Source organism: Paraburkholderia phytofirmans OLGA172, from assembly GCF_001634365.1.
In the GTDB taxonomy this organism is placed as follows: Bacteria; Pseudomonadota; Gammaproteobacteria; order Burkholderiales; family Burkholderiaceae; genus Paraburkholderia.
Genome location: NZ_CP014579.1, coordinates 1911842 through 1933520, shown reverse-complemented (window position 1 = coordinate 1933520; position 21679 = coordinate 1911842). Strand labels below are relative to the sequence as shown.

The 21679-nt window shown below is 60.0% G+C and carries 21 protein-coding genes; 13 read left to right on the top strand and 8 right to left on the bottom strand.

Annotated elements, in window-relative coordinates:
- Positions 1–445 precede the first annotated feature (445 nt).
- The 8 genes from AYM40_RS28690 (at position 446) to AYM40_RS28655 (ending at position 10378) form a co-directional block, all read left to right on the top strand.
- A complete protein-coding gene (locus AYM40_RS28690) occupies positions 446–1417 on the top strand; it encodes an amidohydrolase family protein (RefSeq protein ID WP_063499478.1) in 972 nt (323 codons plus the stop codon).
- Positions 1418–1439: 22 nt separating this feature from the next.
- Positions 1440–2909 (top strand): aldehyde dehydrogenase family protein, encoded by a 1470-nt coding sequence (locus AYM40_RS28685; RefSeq protein WP_063499477.1) that lies wholly within the window; start codon positions 1440–1442, stop codon positions 2907–2909.
- A 122-nt stretch (positions 2910–3031) separates the two neighbouring features.
- Positions 3032–4405, top strand: coding sequence for an MFS transporter (locus AYM40_RS28680; protein WP_063499476.1), 1374 nt, complete (start codon positions 3032–3034; stop codon positions 4403–4405).
- A gap of 143 nt (positions 4406–4548) precedes the next feature.
- On the top strand, positions 4549–5013 hold the full coding sequence (locus AYM40_RS28675; protein ID WP_063499475.1) for a (2Fe-2S)-binding protein: 465 nt from the start codon (positions 4549–4551) through the stop codon (positions 5011–5013).
- Positions 5010–7238 carry a xanthine dehydrogenase family protein molybdopterin-binding subunit gene (locus tag AYM40_RS28670; RefSeq protein WP_063499474.1) on the top strand — a complete coding sequence of 743 codons (2229 nt, stop codon included), beginning with the start codon at positions 5010–5012 and terminating at the stop codon, positions 7236–7238. The genes AYM40_RS28675 and AYM40_RS28670 overlap by 4 nt, the downstream gene beginning before the upstream one ends.
- Before the next feature lie 91 nt (positions 7239–7329).
- A complete protein-coding gene (locus AYM40_RS28665; RefSeq protein WP_063499473.1) occupies positions 7330–7674 on the top strand; it encodes a hypothetical protein in 345 nt (114 codons plus the stop codon).
- Between the two features lie 272 nt (positions 7675–7946).
- Positions 7947–9098, top strand: a complete 1152-nt coding sequence (locus tag AYM40_RS28660; protein ID WP_082855366.1) for a porin — start codon at positions 7947–7949, stop codon at positions 9096–9098.
- Between the two features lie 305 nt (positions 9099–9403).
- Entirely contained in the window at positions 9404–10378 is a 975-nt protein-coding gene (locus AYM40_RS28655) for an amidohydrolase family protein (RefSeq protein WP_158515342.1), read from the top strand.
- A 244-nt stretch (positions 10379–10622) separates the two neighbouring features.
- Here AYM40_RS28655 and AYM40_RS28650 read toward each other — a convergent pair whose 3' ends face one another.
- Complete coding sequence (locus AYM40_RS28650; protein WP_158515341.1) at positions 10623–10880, bottom strand: methyl-accepting chemotaxis protein; 258 nt, start codon at positions 10878–10880, stop codon at positions 10623–10625.
- Between the two features lie 322 nt (positions 10881–11202).
- Here AYM40_RS28650 and AYM40_RS28645 point away from each other — a divergent pair, with 322 nt between their 5' ends.
- Positions 11203–11979, top strand: coding sequence for an IclR family transcriptional regulator (locus tag AYM40_RS28645; RefSeq protein ID WP_063499470.1), 777 nt, complete (start codon positions 11203–11205; stop codon positions 11977–11979).
- Positions 11980–12125: 146 nt separating this feature from the next.
- Here the strand turns inward: AYM40_RS28645 and AYM40_RS28640 are convergent, their stop codons facing one another.
- The 5 genes from AYM40_RS28640 to AYM40_RS28620 all read right to left on the bottom strand — a co-directional run bounded on the left by AYM40_RS28640 (position 12126) and on the right by AYM40_RS28620 (position 16606).
- Positions 12126–12992, bottom strand: a complete 867-nt coding sequence (locus tag AYM40_RS28640; RefSeq protein ID WP_082855364.1) for an alpha/beta fold hydrolase — start codon at positions 12990–12992, stop codon at positions 12126–12128.
- 51 nt (positions 12993–13043) lie between these two features.
- Positions 13044–14153, bottom strand: coding sequence for a flavin reductase (locus tag AYM40_RS28635; RefSeq protein WP_082855363.1), 1110 nt, complete (start codon positions 14151–14153; stop codon positions 13044–13046).
- Positions 14150–15172 (bottom strand): LLM class flavin-dependent oxidoreductase, encoded by a 1023-nt coding sequence (locus AYM40_RS28630; protein ID WP_063499468.1) that lies wholly within the window; start codon positions 15170–15172, stop codon positions 14150–14152. Before AYM40_RS28630 ends, AYM40_RS28635 begins: the two co-directional genes overlap by 4 nt.
- Positions 15173–15221: 49 nt before the next feature.
- The gene (locus tag AYM40_RS28625; RefSeq protein ID WP_063499467.1) at positions 15222–15587 is read right to left on the bottom strand and encodes a VOC family protein; all 366 of its coding nucleotides are present in this window, start codon (positions 15585–15587) and stop codon (positions 15222–15224) included.
- Positions 15588–15817: 230 nt separating this feature from the next.
- Positions 15818–16606 (bottom strand): enoyl-CoA hydratase/isomerase family protein, encoded by a 789-nt coding sequence (locus AYM40_RS28620; protein ID WP_063499466.1) that lies wholly within the window; start codon positions 16604–16606, stop codon positions 15818–15820.
- 647 nt (positions 16607–17253) lie between these two features.
- Here AYM40_RS28620 and AYM40_RS28615 point away from each other — a divergent pair.
- Positions 17254–17592, top strand: coding sequence for a hypothetical protein (locus AYM40_RS28615; RefSeq protein WP_148662321.1), 339 nt, complete (start codon positions 17254–17256; stop codon positions 17590–17592).
- A gap of 253 nt (positions 17593–17845) precedes the next feature.
- Here the strand turns inward: AYM40_RS28615 and AYM40_RS28610 are convergent, their stop codons facing one another.
- A complete protein-coding gene (locus AYM40_RS28610) occupies positions 17846–18541 on the bottom strand; it encodes a MarR family winged helix-turn-helix transcriptional regulator (protein WP_082855362.1) in 696 nt (231 codons plus the stop codon).
- Positions 18542–18784: 243 nt separating this feature from the next.
- On the opposite strand from AYM40_RS28610, the gene AYM40_RS28605 reads away from it, so the two are divergent.
- Positions 18785–19075, top strand: a complete 291-nt coding sequence (locus AYM40_RS28605; RefSeq protein WP_063499464.1) for a DUF4148 domain-containing protein — start codon at positions 18785–18787, stop codon at positions 19073–19075.
- Positions 19076–19365: 290 nt separating this feature from the next.
- Here AYM40_RS28605 and AYM40_RS28600 read toward each other — a convergent pair whose 3' ends face one another.
- The gene (locus AYM40_RS28600; RefSeq protein ID WP_063499463.1) at positions 19366–20283 is read right to left on the bottom strand and encodes a LysR substrate-binding domain-containing protein; all 918 of its coding nucleotides are present in this window, start codon (positions 20281–20283) and stop codon (positions 19366–19368) included.
- Between the two features lie 180 nt (positions 20284–20463).
- Here AYM40_RS28600 and AYM40_RS28595 point away from each other — a divergent pair, with 180 nt between their 5' ends.
- Positions 20464–21162: a pirin family protein gene (locus tag AYM40_RS28595; protein WP_063499462.1), complete on the top strand. Its 699-nt coding sequence runs from the start codon at positions 20464–20466 to the stop codon at positions 21160–21162.
- Positions 21163–21210: 48 nt separating this feature from the next.
- Positions 21211–21633: a DoxX family protein gene (locus AYM40_RS28590; protein WP_063499461.1), complete on the top strand. Its 423-nt coding sequence runs from the start codon at positions 21211–21213 to the stop codon at positions 21631–21633.
- Positions 21634–21679 lie beyond the last annotated feature (46 nt).

Sequence of the window (21679 nt, the reverse complement as noted above, 5' to 3'; positions counted from 1 at the left end):
AATCAAATAATACGTCACCCGACTTAACCTGTGCGGTGCGATAGCGCCAGCGTTCTCGCACAACTTGAGCACCATCGAGCGAAGCGTCCGACCATCTCCTGCGGTGAAACCTGAAGGGGCCACCGACTCATGGCGTTTCGTGGCCGCAACGATGGGGGGGCGCAAATCCTTCTCCCTTTACCGCCGGGACAACCCCGATCGACCGTCTGCCAGTCGAGCTCCGCTCGCGTCTCACCGGTTCTCGACTCTCGAGACAGTTGACGATTCTGGAAAGAGGCGAACTGGCCCAGGGTTTACATGGGGTATACGTACTTGAAAAATCAAGTAAAGTTCGGCGCATATAGTTGAAAAATCAAATATCTCGCCGGGCGGGACAAACCCATGTGATGCCCCTCATCGTCCTTTTCACAGATGAGGTTGCGACGCGTTGAATTGGAGCAGATCAATGAGAAACAAGATTGCGCTTGAAGAGCACTTTGCGATAGACCTCACCATTGAGCAGTCGAAAATTTATGCGCCTGGTGCTGTTTGGGAAATGCTGAAGTCCAATCTGATGGACATTGAGCAGCAGCGACTCGAGCGCATGGAGCAGGGCGGAACGGAGTATTCGATCCTGTCGCTCAACTCACCCGGCATCGAGGGTATCCCGGACGCCAAACAGGCGATTGAAGTCGCGAGGCGGGCCAATGATGTCCTCGCTGAACACGTTGCCCGTCATCCGTCTCGCCTGGGCGGATTCGCCGCGTTGCCAATGCAGGACCCCGAAGCAGCGGCACGTGAACTCGAGCGCAGCGTAAAGGATCTCGGATTCCATGGCTTCATGGTGAATGGCTTTTCCCAGGTGGGCGATGCGGAAAATGTCGTGTACTACGACGCTCCGCAGTTCGCCGATTTCTGGGCGAGCGCAGCGGCCCTCGGCAAGCCTTTCTATATGCATCCGCGGGATCCGCTGCCATCGCGTGAACCGATTTACGACGGTTTTCCGTGGCTGACCGCGGCGACCTGGGCGTTCGCGGTGGAAACGAGTATTCACGCGCTGAGACTGATGACGTCCGGTCTGTTCGACCGCAATCCCGGGTTGCAGATGATTCTTGGCCATCTCGGCGAGGGCATCCCGTACAACGTCTGGCGCGTCGACCACATTCTCAAAAAGGCGCCACGAGGGCTGCCGTGCAAGCGCAGCGTGGGCGAATATCTCCAGGAGAACGTCTACCTCACGACGAGCGGGAATTTCAGAACGCAGACGCTTCAGTCCGCGATGCTGGAGGTTGGCAGTGACCGGATCATGTATTCGGTCGACTACCCGTTCGAAACGCATGACGAGGCGTCACAGTGGTTCGACACGTGCTCGATCAGCGAAACCGATCGCGTGAAGATTGGACGGGAAAACGCACGGCGTCTGTTCGGTCTTGAATGATTCGGGAAACAGGAGAAACAGGATGTCGGTGACAGAATTGGCGCCAGCAGACGTGTGGCATAACAAAATCTATAGTGGCGGATGGAAAACTGGCGGCGCGGGTACGATCCCAGTGACCGAGAAGGCTACCGGCGCGGAAATGGGATCGATCGGCTGTGCGTCCGCCGCCGACGTGTCCGCTGCCGCCGCTATCGCGAAAGAGGCGCAGTCTGCCTGGGCCGCGAGACCAGGTCCTCAGCGTGGGGATATTCTGCGTGAGGTCGTTCGTTTGTTGCATGTTCATCGTGACGAGATTGCGCTTCAGATTGTCCGCGAGACCGGGTCGATACGGCAGAAGGGGCAGATGGAGGTGCAGATGGCGATTCGGGAGATACTCGAAGGTGCCGCGTTGGGCAGCCGGCCATCGGGCGTGATTACGAGCAGCGACGTGAAGGGGCGGCATAGCGTTGCGCGCCGGATTCCCCTGGGCGTGGTCGGCGTCATTACGCCGTGGAACTCCCCGTTCATCCTGGCCGCACGAGCCATCGCGCCGGCGCTCGCAACTGGCAACGCCGTGCTGCTCAAGCCCGATCCTCAATCGCCGGTCAGCGGCGGCGTCCTGTATGCGCGGCTGTTCGAGGCTGCGGGGCTGCCCGAGGGGCTGTTGCATGTCCTTCCCGGTGGCGCGGAAACGGGTGACGCCCTGGTGCGGGATCCGCTTGTCAACATGATCAGCTTCACGGGATCCACGCGGGTTGGGCAAGCGATCGGCGCAGTAGCGGGCGGCCTGCTCAAGCGAGCGAACCTCGAACTCGGTGGCAAGAATCCCTACGTCGTACTTAGCGACGTCGATGTCGAAGCCGCGGCGAGCGCCGGGGCATGGGGATCGTTTTTGCATCAGGGTCAAATCTGCATGGCCGTGGGCCGGCATCTGGTTCACGAAAGCATTGCCGACGCCTACATTGAAAGCCTCGTCAGGCGAGCCAGGGCGCTGACGGTGGGAGATCCCTTCAAGGACAATGTTCACCTGGGCCCCATCATCAATGAACGGCAGGCCGCAAACGTCGATCGCATCGTAGCGGACTCTGTAGGCAAAGGCGCGAAGATTCTCGCCGGTGGGTCCCGCGACGGGCTGTTCTTTAAACCGACCGTCATGGTGGACGTCTCGCCGGGAATGCCTGCGTTCGAGGAAGAGATCTTCGGTCCCGTCGCCGCAGTGACCGTGTTCAAGAACGATGACGAAGCGGTAACGCTCGCCAATCAGACCCGGTATGGCCTGGTTGCGGCAGTGGCTTCCTCCGATTTGCGGCGAGCCCAGCGGATCGCGGACCGACTGCACGCCGGCATCGTCCATATCAATGACCAGACGGTCAATCACGAGGTGTTTGGCCCGATGGGCGGTCTGGGTTTGTCCGGCAACGGGCATAACTACAGCACCCTGACCAACGCGGACCAGTTCACGGAATGGCAGTGGGTGACAAGCCGCGATGATCTTCCGGCTTATCCGTTCTAGCAAGGTGCTGTGCCGGGCTCGCCGGATACGGGCAAGGATTCGCGTCACCCGGCGGCAATGTTGAGAAGACAGAAATGACCCATTGGCAGATGATTTCATGCTCAAACGGAGCGAGGTGAATAGTGACTCCTGATACTGCGCAGCGAGTGGAAGAGGCGCCTGCTTCGATCGTCGACATTGGCGCGCTGATCGATGGCCAGCCGTTGAGCACCTTTCAGAAATGGATCATGGTAATGATCGGGTGTTCGGTGGTGATGGATGGGTTCGACGTGCAGACAATGGGTTTTGTCGCACCTGCGATTGTCCGGGCGTGGGGCATCAGCGCGGCCGAGCTCGGCCCCATTTTCGGCGCCGGCTTGCTGGGGATGCTCGTGGGCTCGATCGTTCTCGGCGCCATGGCCGATCGCGCGGGGCGCCGGCCGGTGCTGATCGGCGCGACCGTCTTCTATGGCCTATGCATGCTCGGTACCACCCTGGTTCAGAGTGTGCCGGAGTTTCTTGTCATTCGTTTCTTGACCGGTTTCGGTATCGGTGGCGTGATGGGTAACGCTATCGCGCTGGTCAGCGAGTACAGTCCGCAGAAACATCGGGCGTCGCTGATGACATGGGTCTCGTGTGGCTTCACGGGTGGGGCAATCGCTGGAGGGATCCTCTGCGCGACCCTGCTCCCGTCGATGGGCTGGAGGTCGGTGTTCCTCGTTGGGGGCATATTACCGCTGGTCATTGCCGTCGCGATGGCCAGGTATCTGCCAGAATCGCTCCAGTTGCTGGTGATCAGGCAGCGCAGCCCGGAAAGGGTTGCTCGGTGGCTCGCGCGAATCGCGCCGAACGTCCAGGTCGGTCCGGCGACCCGCTTTGCCGTTCACGGGCAGCCGCAAGCGAAAACCTCAGTTGGCGAGCTCTTTCGCCATGGCCGCGGCACGATGACGCTGTTGCTCTGGGGTATCAACTTCGCGAACCTGCTTGATCTCTTTTTCCTGTCGAACTGGCTTCCGATGCTTTCCTTGCGAGTTGGCCACGAGGTGTCGACGGCTGTGCTCATCGGTACCTCATTGCAGATCGGCGGTACTGCGGGTGCGCTGCTGTTGGGCCCATTGATGGACCGCTTCGGTTTCTATCGTGTTCTGGCGCTCAGCTTTCTGGTGGCGACGTTTTCGGTTGCATCCGTCGGTCTGCCTGATCTCTCAACAGGATTGCGCTATGCCGTCGTGCTGATAAGCGGCATCTGCATTGTAGGCGGGCAGCCGGCGGTCAACGCGTTGACCGCGACGCTCTATCCAACCTCGCTGCGGGCCACCGGGGTGGGCTGGAGTCTGGGAATTGGCCGGGCGGGTTCAATTATCGGTCCTGTAGTTGCCGGGCAATTGATCAAACTGCAGTGGTCGAACACCGCGCTGTTTGTCGCGGCCGCGGTGCCCGCACTGGCATCGTGTCTGATGCTTGTTTTCCTCAGCCGTGTTTCGGCGCGAAATCGGATCGATTGCGTCGAGTGTTAGCGGGTCAAGATCGAACTTGCGAGAATATCTCGATCATTAAATTAGTATTGCTAATATAAAAAGAGTATTCGCGATAAAAATTTCGGCGCCGGTTTTTTGATCCACAAAAAATGCATCAGGGATGAGAATTCAAGGGAGATGACATGGGCATTTCGATCGCGGTGAATGGCAAGCGACACTTTCTGACGGTGGCAGCTAATACCCCACTGCTCTACGTGCTGCGCAACGATCTCCAGTTGAACGGTCCAAAGTTCGGTTGCGGCGAGGCGCAGTGTGGTGCATGCACGGTCATGGTCGGCAACGATGCGACGCCCTCATGTGTTTTTCCGGTCGGTGCGGTAGGCGCGGCTCAGGTGACTACTGTCGAAGGCCTGGGCCATGGCGAACGGCTTCATGCGTTACAGAGGGCCTTCCTCGCTGAGCAGGCCGCACAGTGCGGCTATTGCTCGAGCGGGATGCTGATGGCCGCAAAAGCGCTGCTGGAACGAATCCCCGATCCGGACCCGGCGGCCATACGGCGCGAGTTGGCCGGCCAGAAATGCCGGTGTGGCGCGCACAACCGAATCGTCCGTGCGATTCAGCGCGCAGCGGCGGAGTTGCGCGGATGAACACCTTAAGACTTTCTCGACGCGCGTTCGGCAAGCTGGCCGGGGCGGTGGTTGCGACGTTCTCGCTGGCGCCATTTTCAGAGTTTGCGCGGGCCGAACCGGGGCTCCCGGTTGATCTTCGCGCCAATCGCAGGCTTGACGGTTGGATTCGAGTCGACGACCAGGGGACGGTCACGATCTTCACGGGAAAGGCTGAGCTGGGGCAGGGTATTCTCACCGCGCTCTTACAGATCGCCGCGGACGAACTCGATGTGGATTTGGCTAGGGTGCGCATGATTTCCGCGGATACGGCTCGCAGCCCGAACGAGACCTATACCTTCGGCAGCCAGTCGGTCGAGCAAGGCGGGGCGGCGTTGCGCGCTGCCGCGGCCCAGGCGAGGGCGGTCCTGCTTGGCGTGGCAGGCCACCGATTCAACGCTTCGGCGGCTGATCTTCGCGTCGAGAACGGGGTGATTCTGACCGCCGACGGCCGCCGCATGACCTACGCGGAGATCGTGAGGGACGAACGCGAGCTTCTCGCGCGCGAGGTGACCGCGGACGCCACGCCGAAGCGTCCGTCGGAATACAAGCTGGTCGGCAAGTCAGTGCCGCGCATAGACTTGCCGGCAAAGTTCACCGGTGGTGCGGCATTCGTTCAGGATATGCGTCTGCCGGGCATGCTTTTCGGCCGCATCGTGCGGCCTCCGAGGTATGGCGCGCAGCTGGTTTCGCTCGACGATGCATCGGTCAGGGCGCTCGCGGGTGTCGTTGCCGTTGTTCGCAATGGCAACTTCCTCGGTGTTGTCGCCGAGCGCGAAGAGCAGGCGATAGCCGCGCGCCGTGCGTTGCAGGAGGCGGCGCAGTGGAGTGCGGATTATGTCGCGTTGCCGGACGTGGACCATCTCCAGCCGGCATTGCAACGCTGGCGAAGCGAAGATGCCGTGGTTGGCGAATCGGGACAGAATACGCCCGCGCCCGATAGCGCGACGCAACTGGACGCTACTTACTCTCGCCCCTACCTTTCCCACGCGTCAATTGGGCCGTCGTGTTCCGTTGCGCTGCTCAAGGACGGGCACATGACCGTCTGGTCTCATACGCAGGGCGCGTTTCCGCTGCGCGGCAATCTCGCTACGGTGCTTGAAATGCCCATGAACGCGGTCGACGTGGTGCACGTGCCGGGTTCGGGTTGCTACGGCCACAATGGTGCTGACGATGTGGCGCTGGACGCGGCGCTGCTTGCTCGTGAGGTGGCGGGGCGGCCGGTCAAGCTTCAATGGATGCGCGATGACGAATTCGCATGGGCGCCAATCAGTCCAGCCATGGTGATGCGGGTCAAGGCGGCCCTTTCCAGGGAAGGCCGCATTGTCGACTGGAACTATGAGGTATGGAGCAATTCGCACGCAATGCGGCCGGGCCAACCCGGTGGGGTGAATCTGCTGGCCGCGTGGCACCTCGCCAAGCCCTTTCAGCCGTCGGCGCCCGTACCGATTCCACAGCCATACGGCAATGGCGACCGCAATGCAGTGCCGCTCTACGATCTGGCGCGCAAGCGAGTGACGAACCATCTGCTGCTGGACTCGCCGATTCGCACGAGTTCGCTCCGCACGTTGGGCGCTTACGGAAACGTATTTGCGATCGAGTCGTTCATGGACGAGCTGGCGCTCGCGGCAAATGTCGATCCGGTTGCGTTTCGCCTCGCGCACCTCAGTGATCCGCGTGCGATTGCCGTGGTGCGGGAGGCGGCAGGCCAGTCCGGATGGCAGGCCGGGTTGAAGGGCGACGGGCAGCGCGGGCGCGGCTTCGCGTATGCCCGTTACAAAAACATTGGGGCGTACGCGGCGATCGTCGTCGAGGTGCACGTTGACCGCTCCACGGGATTGGTCAGTGTGACAAAGGTAAATGCGGCGATTGACGTGGGCCGCGTGATCAATCCTGACGGTGTGAAGAATCAGATCGAGGGTGGCATCGTCCAGGCATTGAGCTGGGCGCTCAAGGAGCGCGTCATGTTCAATCACACCGAAATCACTACGCGTGGTTGGCAGGACTACCCAATCCTGAGCTTCGCCGAGGTGCCCCCGATCGACGTGGTGCTGCTGGACATTCCGGATGCGGCTTCCCTGGGCGCAGGCGAATGTTCGCTCGGCCCGACGGCCGCCGCGCTAGCGAACGCGGTGGCCCATGCAAGCGGTGCCCGCATGCGCGATCTGCCTATGGTGCCGGCCAAAGTTCTCGAAAGTCTCGTCTGATGTGTGCTCGCCCCCGATCGGGGGCGAGTTGAATATGACACAGCCTTGAAGCTGCGTCTGGTAGACAAGAAATAGAAACAGGAGATCGGGTTTGGATACTCAAGTCATCATTGTCGGAGCCGGACCGGTAGGACTGACGTTTGCGATCGACCTTGGCGCGTCGCTGGGATACCGCGCCTGGTTGGCCGAGGTGCGCCCGGAGATCGGAGACGATACGCCCTCTGGGGCGGCTGCTCGCGCTCACCTTGCCGAAGTGGCGAACGTGGAGCAGCGCAAGTCGAATGAAATGATCGGCGCAGAGCTGGGCTATCGCTATGTGGACTCACCCATTATTGACAACGTGCCGGGCGGCCCGCAGCACGATCTGCGTGCCTATCTTCCCACTGCCTGGCCGGGCGCGCGACTTCCCCATATGTGGCTCTGCGCGCGAGGGTGACCGGACATAGCAACATGAACCGCGCATCGGATTCGATCAGCCGCCGCTGACCGAGCCGGGCTGAATCGAATCGATATTCGATCGGCCCTACGTTGCAGGCCCGACGCGCGACGGCGCAGGTGTGCCGTCGCCTTGTTGGGTGCCTCACCCGGAAGCACAGCGTGACCTTGTACCTAACCGATGACGAAGGCCTCGCCTATACGTCCGGGCAGAGCGTGAGTTACGGAGATCAGCATAACTTATTAAATTGAACCAGCATTGGAGACAGACAAATGAGTTCACAGTTGAATCGGGCCAGAGGTGGCCATTCATGGCGCCAGGTGTTTGGGTGGGCATTCTCGTTTCTTGCGGCGTTTGCGTCGAGCGCATCGCATGCGCAGAGCTCTGTCACGCTATATGGGGTCATCGACACCGGCGTTGAATATGTGACAAACGTCGGTCCTCAAAAATCCAGTTCAGTGCACATGCCCTCTCTCACGGCGTCGCTGCCATCACTGTGGGGTCTCCGTGGCAAAGAGGATCTGGGTGGTGGTCTGAAGGCGATTTTTGTATTGGAGTCGGGCTTTGCGCCAGCACAGGGGACGCTGAATCAAGGGGGGCGTCTGTTTGGCAGGCAGGCCTATGTCGGGCTTTCCGGGCGGTGGGGGACCTTGACCCTCGGCCGTCAATATTCGCAAATCTTTTGGGCGATATTAACGGGCGACACGCTGGCGCCGAATATCTTTGCCGCTGCCGATCTGGATCCCTACTTGACCCAGCCGCGCGTTGACAATGCGATCGCCTACACCTTCACCTCATCGGGCCTGACCGTGGCCGTGACATATTCGCTCGGACGCGACGCGGTGGATAGTGCGCCGGCCGGAGGGTGCGCCGGCCAGTCGCCGACCGACTGGCGAGCGTGCAAGGCAATGTCTGGCATGGTGAAATATGACGCGGGGAAATGGGGCGTAGCGGCGGCCGTCGATCGCAACTATGGAGGGGGCGGCACCGGCTCGCCCCTGCCGCATAGCTCGCAAACCGATACGCGCGCCGTCATCGATGGCTACGTGAAGTTTGGCAACTCGACCTTGGGCGCGGGATTCCTTCATCGGATCAATCACGGCGTGCAGACGCCGGCCATTTTCGACGCGACCAGCAACTACTGGTGGGTCGGTGGCTCCTATCTTCCCCTTCCGGATATTGCTCTTGACGCACAGTTCGGCCATATCACCGTGAGCGGCCACGCCGCAGGGGGCTCCGTGATCGCAGCGCGCGCGATGTACTTTTTCTCCAAGGCCACCTCGGTGTACGTCACTGCAGGGCGTGTGTTCAATCAGCGCAACGCAGCGTTCTCGATTGACGGTGGTGTGGTCCCGCCCGCTTCGACGCCGTTGCCCGGCGTGGATCAAACCGGCGCGATGGTGGGTATTCGCCACCTGTTCTAAATGGTGCGTGGCCGCTCGATACCGCTGCACAGTAGGCCTGGGCCGGTCGCCGAGGCGGCGGCCCTGCGCCTTCTGACCATGCGTCGCTAATTCCTGTGTTACGACATACCTTGACTCTATACTTTCCATATGTATAGTATTGTGCAGGGACTGGTCGGGCCTATGCCACTTGCGCGGCATAGGCGCCGATAGCGAGTTCTGAACTGCCGTCGATCATTTCGGGTCGGACCAATGCGCCGGCCTTCATGATTGGCGGCCGCGCCGCCGAACTGATCAAGGCTGTCCATTAACGCAGGAATATGACCATGTCCCTCACTATCGACGTTCACCACCACTTCCTTCCCGACGTCTTCTGGCGCGCAACGAACGACGCGCACAGCCCCGTCGGCGGCATCGTGCCCGCGCCCTGGTCGAAGGAGTCCACGCTATCGTTCATGGATGACGCCGGGATCGACGTTGCGATTACATCCATCAGCACGCCAGGCGTCCATATGGGCGATGATGCCGCCGCCCGCGATCTTGCCCGCCGCGTGAACGAACTGTCGGCAGAGTTGATCCAGGAGCGTCCCGACCGCTTCGGCGGATACGCGGCACTGCCGTTGCCCGATGTCGACGGTGCGTTGCGCGAGTTGGAATACGCTCTGGACGTTCTTAAGCTGGATGGTGTCGTCCTTTTTTCCAATGCGCGCGGCATTTATCTCGGCGATACGCGATTCCGTCCGCTGTTCGACGAGTTGGAAAGGCGCGGCGCTGTCGTCTTCGTGCACCCAACGTCGTCCCCAGACGCCGCCGCCCGCAGCCTTGGACTGCCGGATACGCTGATCGATTTCACTGCTGACACGACGCGAGCGGTGGCGCAACTCCACTATGGCAATACCTTCGCACGCACCCCGAACGTGAAGTACATTATTTCTCACGCCGGCGGCACGATTCCCTATCTGGCGGCGCGTTTTTCAGTCGTCGACGAGATGAGTGTGATCCCCGGTGGTGAAGAGCGCGGGACCGCTGCGGACACGCTTCGCAGGCTCTATTGGGACACGGCGGTGTCGTGGCAGCCAGCTGTCCTGCAGATGCTTCGTTCTGTAGTCGGCATGGACCAGGTGCTTTTCGGCTCCGACTATCCGTATCTTCGCCGAGATCTAGCCGTCGCTTGCCGCCATGAGGTCGAGACAGGCGCGGGGCTGAACAGCGACGAAAGCCGGGCGGTCCTGGCCGATAATGCGCTGAAGCTGTTCCCGCGGCTGGCGGCGCTGAGGGCGACCGGGAAGGAAAGCGCCTGAACGCCGCGAACTCGGCCTTCATGGTGACGGTCTGCGAGCGCGGAGAGGGGACTTCGGCTAGCGCGCTTGCGGAACTGGAAATGATGATTGATCGCGCTGCCGCGTTTCCGGTATCGCGGCAGAGTCCAGGTAGTCAAGCGCCGGTGCTATCCCACATCAGGCAGGATTTCTTTAGATCAATTGCACCCATTGGTTGCGACCGTCGATGAAGGCAACTTCCCGGCGATACGTCTTTCCAGTGAAGTCAGGACCTTGCTTCGAGCATCGGCTCGTTCGCATCAAAAAGCTTGAACGAAGACACGGTCGTTTTAAGCGTGTTTGCCTGTTCCTCAAGTAGTTGAGTAGCAGGCGTAGCCTGTTCGATCAGCGCCGCGTTAGCTTGCGCGATCTTGTCCATCTGAATGACTGCCTGATTGACCTGTTCCAGGCCATGACTCTGCTCGACAGAGGCTGCCGTAATTTCGCTGACCATCTGTGATGCATGCGTAATCGCGGATTGCAACGATCGCGCCTGCCACCGTACGTCCAAAAATTGCCATGCCTTGTCTTCGACCCGGTTGTTACTCTTCCGAAGAAGTTATTTGAATAAAAGGAATGGCAAAAAATGTGTACTACTGATGAAATGAGAGGCTGAAAAATTCAGACGTTTATTCCAGCAGATCGCTTGTCCCTGATCGTCGCAGCTTGCCGGTGTTGAATTCAACAATAATGAATGAGATAATTTATGTTGAACACTATTGGGGTCACCCCTAGACGTGTCAACATGGCGACCGTCCGTAGAAACCCGGGGCGGTGATTTTTTGTGACTTCCATACGGCCGAAAAATGACCAATGTGACTGCGAGGCGCGGCATTCAGTCTGTCGAGATTGCGTTCCGAATCCTCTCCGCGTTGCAGACGAGTGAGCGAGCACTCCCGCTCAAGGAGATTGCTGCGTTGTCCGAACTGTCGCCGAGCGCGACGAGCAACTACATGATTAGTCTGGTGCGAACCGGGCTTGCGTCGACGGACGAAAAGCCAGGGTGCTACAAGCTCGGGCCGGCGTCGCTTGCTTTGGGTATGAGCGCGATTAACCAGCTGGACGGATTCGATATCGTTCGCCGGGAGGTGATCGCCTTGCGGGAAGCAACACTGAGTGGCGCGGCCGTGACCGCATGGACCGAGGATGGCCCGGTTAGTCTCTTTAAGCAGGAGGGGCAGACGCGCAGTATTCTCGAGTTGAGAACCGGTCTGATTCCGCTGGTCACGACGGCGGCGGGAAAGCTGTTCATTGCCTGCCTTCAGCCCGGGCGCACCGACGATCTCATCAGCCGCGAACTGTCTGCGGAACAGGAATGGAGTCCGGCTTCCTTGCGGGAAGAAGCGATCACTGAATTGCGCACCTGTGGCTTCACAACGGTCCATCGCGGGGACATGGGTTACGTGTCTGTCGCGGCCCCGATCTGGGACAGGGACGGATATCTTCGATTTGCCATCAGTCTCATCGGATCGCCCGCAACACTGGACACGGAAATTGAAGGTAAGCAGATAAAAGCGCTACTCGATAGCGCGGTTCGAGCTACGGTTGCACTGGGCGGAAAGGTCCCCAGCAAAATTGGGTAGAAGCCGGGCGCGCGATACCGATGCGCGCCATCTGTCCCGGCGAGCGACAAGCAATGGACACATTAGGGCCTGTTATTAGCGTGAACAGGCCCTGAAGCGAGGGCAGCGGCCTGCGCCGCAGCCTCCTCATTGCATTCATCCTTCCATCAGTCTGTCCCGGCTGCGGCAGCTGCCAACACGATGGAATTGAATGCCCCCGGCGCTTCGAGCTTCGGCATGTGGCCGATTGCATCGAGTACGTGGAGTGTCGAATCGTGAGCAGCCTCGTGAATCGGCCGGGCATGGTCGTCGATGGGAGCGACGCGGTCCAGGTTGCCGATAATGACGGAGAGCGGCGCCTGGATCGAAGCAACGACGGATGGCGTATATGTGGAGAAAAGCATATCCACGGCGTGTTCCCAGCCTGTGGCGGTCACCGCGTCTCTCAGCCGTGATACGACCGCGCGAACCAGGGGACCGGCGTTCGGAGCGACCAGCGCGTTGACCACAGCGGCGCGCGCCTCGGGCGATTGTGCCGCTGCGCTTCGCATCAGGACTTCTCGCGCCTGGTCGCGCTCCGCACCGGATAGATGTCCTCGTGCAACATTGGGCGCGCTCAATACGAGAGCGCGTGTAGCCGACGGGTACCGCGCCGCAAACGTTGCAGCGATGACACTCCCCCATGAACTGCCTACGACGGTCGCACGCGCAATGCCGAGCGCGGACAGCAGGGCCATGAGCGCATCCGCATAATCCGTGGCGGCCGGCGTGCCGATCGCAAAGGGGCTGCTTTGTCCATAGCCGGGTGCATCCCAGGCAATCACCCGATGGTGCCTGCACAGTGCGGCGAGCTGCGCGCGATATCCCGCCGAGCTCGAACCAATGCCATGCAGCAGCACGATGGCGGGCGCGCGCTCGTCGCCGGCAACCCGATACGTGATGACCCGTTTGTCGCCAAGTGTCGGGAGATTCAATGCTGCCTGTTCGATGGCGGGCAGCGAGGATTCAAGTAGTTGGCTATCTGTTTCAGTCATGATGGGAGTTTGGCCGATATATTGGTCGCTTTAACTTGGGCAAATGCCAATTCACGCGTCTCCCAATGCAGCGGAGATCTCGTGTGCGGCGTCCCTGAGGGCTTCTGCACAAGGGCTGTCAGCCGCGGCATCGAAATGCTCTGCTGGGCCGATCGCCGTCAGTGCCAGCACGGCCAGTCCGCTCGGGGAAAGAATGGGCACGCTGATGGCGTTGGCGAGCACCCGGTCGTCATAAAACGGCCCGGGGCGCCTTGTCGCGACATGCGAAGCCCTGACGGATTCAAGTACGCTGGCGAATGATTCCGCGGTGAGGGTCAGTTCGCCAGACGCTTGTCGTCCGTTATCACGCAGCTCCGCCGTCACGAATCGATCGACCGCTTCAGGCGGAAGAAACGCCGCGAGAGCCAGGCCCGAAGCGGAAGTCGTCACCGGTAGCACAAGTCCCAGCGGCAGATCGGCGACCACGGGCGTGGTCGCGGCTTGCCACGCGATCACCGTGGGACCGTGATTGCCCCACGCTACCAGCGCAAGCGTCTTGTCCAGTGTATGCGCGAGCCGCAACATGGCGCGGCTGGCCAGCCGGACAGCATGCGGCTGCGATTTCATCGCACCCTCCGTTCCGACCGGTGCGCGGCCGAGGTCGTGCGGGTCGGCGACCAGATACTGCCCGCCGCCGAATACCAGTGGCCGCCGCGTGCTCTGGCGAATGCAATCCACCGATCCGACAAAAATCACATGGTCTCCGCCTGGAAAGCGGGAGACCACCTTGCACTCCAGCCATGCGCTGCAATTGCGCAGTAGCGGCAGCCCGTCGACCCCAAGGTCATAGTCGATGCCGGAGAATTTGTCCGGCGAGCGGGTCGCAAAGTGATTGGCGAGGTCGTATTGGTGCTCTGCCAGGATGTTGATGGTGAATCGTTCGGCATCCTTGAACGCAGAATGGCTTCCCGCGGAGGTCGCCTGGCTCCATAAAACGAGGGGTGGATCCAAAGAAACTGAGGAAAACGAATTTGCGGTGAGGCCGTGCATGCCTCCCTCGGCATCGCGGGTGGTGACCACGGTGACACCGGTGACAAAGGACCCTAATACGTCTCTCAACTGGCGTTTGTCGAACGTCCTGATTGGAGGACGTTCGTGGTCTACCAGAGTGCTGCCATTCATGATGGAACCTTTTGCAACTCGCTGAACGCGGGCATGACGGACTCGTGAAAAAGCCCAATAGATGTCTTGGCTTCGGCGACGGACATGTCGCCGAACATGAACGTTCCGATGAGGTAGTTGAAGTCCCCATCGTGCGCCTGCTCCAGCAGTTTTTCACGAACGGTTTCCGGGCGGCCCACTACGGCGAGGCCCGATTCCACGAGCGTTGCGATGGTCGGCGGAAGCTTCTGGTTGACCGGTTCCGTCCCGTGCTTTTTCCAGAGCTTGTAAAAGTTCGGATAGAAGACTGACCATGCCCGCGAGGCAATTTTCATGGCCTCCTGGTCCGTTTCCGCGACAACAATATAGCGATTCACGCCGATGAGCGGCTCAGCGGCGGACGGATGCCGTTTGGAGAATTCTTCGCGATATCGCTCGGTGATGGCTCTGACGCGTTGGACCGGGCCGCCGCACACGATGTTCATCTTCTCCTGGGCTGGCCATACCGTCGACTCCGGCGACGCCAGCGCGTACCAGGTCGGAGGGGGCGTCTGCAGCGGCTTGAGTTCGACCGGCATGTCGTTGAATTGCCAGAACGTCCCCTGATAGTCGAGGGTATCCGAACTGAGATACCGCTTGATGATTTCATACGACTCGATGTATCTGGCCTGAGCCGTGGCCGGATCGATACCGAGCGCCGCGATTTCGTGGGGCGAGGCGCCTCGCCCCACGCCATACTCCAGGCGGCCGCCGCTCAGATTGTCGAGCATGCAGATTTCTTCGGCAAGACGCACGGGGTGGTGGATCGGGAGAATGTAGACCAGCGGAGACAGGCGCAGTGTCCTGGTGCGCTGCGCGGCAGCGGCAAGAAACACGCTTTGCGACGGGCAAGCGCTCAGCGTGGTCGCATGGTGTTCCGACATGTGATAACAATGGAAGCCGAGCCTGTCGTAAAACTCGATAATTTCCATTCTATCTTCGTACTGCTTATGAATAGGCAGTCCATTGCGATCGTTTTGGTCAAATATACCGAATTTCATCGATTTTCCAGTAAGGTGCGAATTGAGTGGTCTTCTGACTTGGCGCGACTTAGTGCGCCGGAGATTTGCTGAATACCTGAAAGATGTTTTCTTCCGGATCCTTGTAGGTGGCAACAATGCCGTGCGTACCCATGTCGCGCTCTGCGAGTAACTGGCCGCCGGCGGACAGGATTTTCTGCCGAACCTCGTCCTGGGCCTCCCCGGCGACCTGGAAGACGGGGACGGCCCCGACGGCTCCTTGTGCCGCTTCTTCTACCGAGCACAGTGCGAATGCGCTGCGCTGCAGGCGGAATTGAGTCCACTTGTTCTCGTCGCGGAACTGGACAGGCATCCCCAGCGCCGAACCATAGAAATTTTCCAGCCGGCCAATATCCTTCGCGACGAAATAGACGGTTTGTATATCGACTTCTGCCATGGCAGCACTCCGGTAAAGTGTGACAACGGGATTGATGTGATCTCATCGCCGAGGAGCGTCACGCTGTGTGTTGTTCTTTCAGTCCAAGCTCGTCGGTCATGATTTTCCGTATCTGGTACTTCTGGATTTTTCCCGTCACGGTGGTGGGAAACGAGTCGACAAAGCGGATCTACTTGGGGACCTTGCGCAGCTGCAAGCCGGTCTTCCGCGCCATGGGCCTGTCTGATGGCTCATTTGCCGAGAAAAACGACCGGAGCCGGTTCTTCGCCGCGCGCGACGGCTTCTGCACGTGCAGTTCGCCCTTTCCTGGCGTCTTCCGTCATGTGCAGCCCCATGGTGAGATCGAGGACCAGCGCGTCGGCACCGGGCACGCCGCCGCCTGACCATGCCTTGAGGAGGGCGCGAATGGCGCCATACGAGCGCGTAGGGCCGTTGGCAAGTTTGATGGCGAGATCCTCGGCGACGTTCTCGACCTGATCTTCGCCGACGACGAAGGCGGCAACGCCGAGCTGACCGGCGGTCGCGCCGGACATGGGTTCGCTTAGCATCGCGTAGCGCGCCGCATACGCACGGCCCACTCGTTCCGCCAGGCGTTGCACGCCGCCCGCGACAGGTGCCGAGCCAACGGACGCTTCAATACACCGGAAGGTGGCGTTCTCTGCGGCGACAATGAAGTCGCAAGCGAGAGCCAGCTCGAATGCGCCGCCGAATGCCGCACCGCGCACTGCGGCAATCGTTGGAATCTGGAGGGATTCGATTGACCGATAGGTGTGGTGAATCTGCGATATGAACGTCCGCCAATCATCGAAACCTTTGTCGATGAAATCGAGGACGTCGCCGCCCTTGCTGAAGTCGGGCCCCTGTGCACGGATCAGGAGCGACCGGATATCGGCCTTGCTGGCTTCCCGGACGGCCCTCTCAAGGCAGTCGGCGAAATCAGCCGCGATGAGATTCGAGGGAGGATTGGCCAATACGATATGGCCTACGTTCTGACGACGTTCAAAATAGATGCTGTCCATTGAAAGTAATCCTTAATAAATGATGGCGATCCTGAAACTTCGATGTCTCCTGCCAGGCGCTGTGCTGTGTATTCAACAATAGTGAATGCGTACAGCATTGTTGTATATTAGGATGCCGGTGGAGGCGTGTCAACCCATTCGTCGATGACGGCATGCTTGGGACCGCATCTCGGGTCCAAGCCGGAAAGGGTCGGCGTGAAGCGATTCACTAAGTGTTGGCGTTCAAGCGACACGAATGCGGCGTCCGTGGCGTGGGCCTTTATCGTCCTACGGCGCGCAATGGTGCTTTGCGATTCGGGACATGTGCGAACTGTGGTTGTGGAGATAGCATTCCCGGCGGGTCGAACCAGCGGTAATTTCATTGGTTACCGACAGGGCAACTCTGGAGTTTCATCGTGACGAAAGCGAACACTCCGGAACGACACAATTTGCAAGGCGACGCTTCCCGGGTCGACTACGCGACATTCGCCAAAATGCTTTGTTACAAGAATCGCCACAACAGTCTTTGGAGCCAATTCGGCTGCTGTGGCTGACACAAAGGATGGCTGAACGATGTGGAAAGCAATGGTGGATGTTGCGATCGCGATCGCGAGCGCGCGCGATGGCAGGAAGCTGGACATCGATCGGGCGAAGAGCCCATCCAGTACTTGCTCGAACTCTTTATCGATGTCGCGGTTGAGCTGGCTTCAGATGGTTATCAGCGCGGGCAACCTCAATTGCCGGTGGTAGCGTTCACCGCCGAGGAGCATCCTGTCACGCTTTCGCGTACCAATCCTGGCCAGGAGTTTCGAGCACTATTGATGCGGCTGGCAGTTGCCGCAAACGCAGTGGATGCCGGGGTGCTGACGGATACGTTGGTGATGCTTTGGGAGGGTGCAACATCCAATTTCAAATCGAGCAGCGATTCCCGGCGGATCGCTCAGCGTTTGCCGGCCTTGGTCGACCACATAGTCAAGAGCTACGTCCCAGGTCCGGGAGGTGCGTAGCCGTGGCAGTCCGACAACTGGCAGATTCCGGGCGTTACCGAAACGAGTAGGCCATATAGGAACGCCGTTGCTCTAACTACGATGCTGTCAGCAAGTTCACTTCAACTAAAAACAAGGAGTAGCTAATGCGTTCATCCGTGAGCAAGGCGACTTTCGTTGCTGTAGCGCTGCTGCTGGGCCACGTCGTACTACCCGCAGAGCTTGCAGGATGCACAAAAAAAGGCCGCCGCCACAGTGTAATTAACGACTGTAATTAACGACTGTTGCGGGATGGCCGTCGCGCCGCTTTGGTTCGAGATGCCGACTCGATGTTTTCGGTGTCTTCGATTGCCGGGACGTTCAATTCCTCCATCAGGGCCAAGGTACGCAAACAGAACTCCGTACCGCTTGCCCGCTCGGCTTCCGTAAAGTGCGCCATAGCAGGTGCGATCGAAGACTCTTCCGCAAGCTTCACAATGGCTTTTTCGACAACGTCAAGGCCCTTCCTGGTCAGATGAACGATCGACCCGCCGCCGTGACTCGGGTCGGACTGGCGTTCGACCATGCCAAGGCTCGCGAGCCGATCGATCTTCTTGGTTATTGCGCCCGAAGTAACGAGCAGGGAGCGATACAGATCGGTCGGCCGCTTTGCATACGGGTGGCCGCTGCGACGCAGCGCCAGCAGGACACGCATGTCTGACCCGCTGATACCCCAACGTTCCTGGCACCTCTTGTCAAACGCGACTTCGACGAGCGTACCGATGCGCATGAAATAAACCGCGAGCAGGAAGTTCGAAAGATCCAGATTTCTGTATTCCCGCTGCCACTGCTGGGTGATGAATTCGACGTTGCTGCTGCCCGGAGAATGTGGGTTCGTGGCAGCTTCGGCGCGGCCGGCTTCGGGCTGGGTCGAGACAGACTTCTTGCGGGTTCGAGCGGACGTGGCTTGCTTGCTGGCGGCTAGGCTCATTTTCGCGGCTTCCTGGGAAGGTCATGCAATCGCGACCGATTGTAACTCAGCGACAGCAATCGTCTGTAGTGACGAATGGATCCGCGAAATGGTCACCCGTGTTGGCTGATTGTTGCGGCTTTAGCAACAGAGAGTTGGGGAAATTAGTACTTACCCTAGTTATTTTTGCCCATTAGACTCGGTTCAACCGTGACAGGGAAACTCTCGTAGCGCCACTAACAAAAATCGTTGAGGTACGTCATCATGAAGTCGTTCACCAGGATGGTTCTTATCGCTGCCCTTTTTGCAGCACCGGTTGTGTCGTTCGCACAGTCCAGTCAGCCGGAAAGTCGTGCGCAGGTGCGTGCCGATCTGGTGCAGCTCGAGAAAGCGGGCTATGACCCGCACGACTGGATTCACTACCCGGAGAACATCCAGGCCGCTGAAGCAAAAGTCGCGGCTCAGAACGCCATCGCTCAAGCCCAAGCCCCCGTTTCGGGATACGGCGGTGCTGTTGACGGAACGTCTCGTTCGGGCGCGGCAAGCGGTATGTAATATTGGGCGTTAGGCGCATTTTCGAACATCGCGCAATTTACGGCTGAGTGTTTCCCGCCTGTATCGGTAGGAAACCTCGGCCGTTTTGTTTTAGGTGCGTCTGCCGTGCGTCGTGTCCCGCACAGACGTTGGCCTGCTTATCGACGACCGGGTCCTGGTTGGGCTTCCGTGAGGCGCTGCTCCCGCGAATCGCGAGTCCTTCAAGTTCATGGCATTGAGTGCCGGCCCGCATACTGCACGCTGAAACCGCGGCGCAAGTTGCAGGACACAACGCAACGCGGGCGGCCGCTCTAGCGCTGCCGGTTCAGATCGTCGAATCCCGCAACGAGCGCATCGAGCAGGTGACGGACGGCCGGAACCATGCCTCGGCGCGTGGGGAAGATCGCATGCACAAGCCCCGGCGTGGTAGCCATGCCGGGCAGCAGGTGCTGCAGACGGCCGGCCTGAATATCGGCCTCAACCAGCTCCCTCGGCAGCATTGCCACGCCGACGCCCGATATTGCCGCAATCCGAAGGCTCGCCAGATCGTCGGTCGCCAAGCGGGGCTGATGCGCCCATGAGGTCACGCGCCCTTCAGCGTCGACCAGGTTCCAGACAAATCGCTCGCCGCTGCTGGCCATGGAGAGGGTAGGCCATGCCTTCACGGATTCGATTGAGCCGGGCGCCGGATGGCGTGCCGCCAACGCGGGACTGGCAACCAGAATGTGGATCGACAAGCCTAGCTGGCGGACCGCGAGATCGGTGTTTTCCAGCGGCGGAAGCCTGACCCGGATGGCAAAGTCCAAGCCTTCCTCGACGACATCCACGCGGCGGTTGGTTGCATCCAGCAGAACCTGGACGTCGGGGTTGTCCGCGAGGTATCGCGCAATGATCGTGGAGATGCCGGACTCCAGCAGGGCCACGGGGCAGGCGATGCGGATGGTGCCCTGCGGCCTGGAACGCGTGCGGTCCACGATATCTTTGGCGGCCTTGGCTTCCGCTACCAGCGCAAGGCAATGCTGGTGGAACTGCCGCCCGGTTTCCGTCAAAGACAGGCTACGGCTCGTGCGATTGAGCAGGCGGACGCCAAGTTCTTCTTCCAAGGCACGAACGCGACGGCTGAGCTTCGAGGTCTGCAGGCCGAGGGCGCGCGCGGCCGCCGTGTAGCTTCCATGCTGGACCACCTCCGCGAAGAGCCGAAGATCATTGAGGTCAGTGATTGCGTTCATGGGCAGACTTCAATCCCCTCTAATCGTTCTACTGAGGGCAATGATACGTTTCATTGTTGGATCTATGCATGAGTTCGTTGCAAATATAGCATCCTTCCCATCACCTGCATCAGCGCCGCATTCGGTCGGTCGCACAGGCGACAGGCGCCGCATTTGCGGCGGCGGGAAACGGAGGCGGACATGCTCGCACACAGGCGTTGGGAATCATTGGACAGGGCGGAACGAAATTGGCTGCGCGCGAAATACCATTTCGCGGTTAGCGCCGATGGTAATCCCGAGCATGGAGCATTGGGTCCCCTGATCGTCTGGAACGACGACGAGATTGCTGCCGGCAGCGGGTTTCCCATGCACGGGCACCGTGACGTGGAGATCATCACCTATGTACGCCAGGGCCTGCTTGGGCATCGAGACACTGTGGGATCCGACGGAACGATTCAGGCAGGCGATGTCCAGGTCATGAGCGCCGGTACGGGCATACGCCACACCGAGTTCAACAAGGGCGAGGTGCCGCTCAAGGTCTATCAGATCTGGCTGCTGCCTCGTGAAGCCGGTGGCGAACCCGCGTGGGATACCAAGCCGTTTCCCAAAGTCGACCGGTCAGGGCGCTTCGTAGTCCTTGCCAGCGGGTTCGCCGGCGATGAAGAGGCGCTTCCCATTCGCGCCGATGCGCGTGTGCTTGGCGCAATGCTAAAGGCAGGCGAAAGCGTTCGACACGAGTTGGGTCCATCGCGTCGTGCCTATCTTGTCGTGGCCTCGGGACGCATCGAATTGAATGGCGAGCCCGTTGGGCCGCTAGACGGCGTGGCGATCACGAAAGTCGCCGCGGCGCAGATTTCCGCTCTTGAAGATTCCGAGCTGGTGATGGTGGACGCCGGCTAATTCCCTCTCTTGTACTCCACCTGCGCAAATCCATTTCAGGAGATAGTAATGGAACGTTTCAAATTTCTTCCGCTGTTGGGTCGCATTCTGATCGGGGCACCGTTTGTCATGAGCGGGCTGGGCAAGCTCGCAGCGTATGGTGCGACGGTTGGTTATATTGCAGCCATCGGCCTGCCCGTGCCGCCACTCGCGTTCGTTGTTGCCGTGCTGACCGAACTGGGCGGCGGCTTGCTGCTGTTGTCGGGCTACCGGGCTCGTGTCGTCTCGCTGGCAATGGCGGTGTTCTGCGTGGTCACGGCGATGTTCTTTCACCATAACTTCGCAGATCAAAACCAGATGATTCACTTTCTCAAGAACGTGATGATGGCCGGTGGCCTGCTGCAGATCGCCTACTTCGGTGCCGGCGCCTTCAGTCTGGATGCGCGCGCCGGTCGGTCGGGCTCGCGTGCGGCATCGCTGAGCGCGGGTTGAGAAGGCGGCTCCGCTGAGACGTCCAGGCGGAATTCCGCCTGGACGA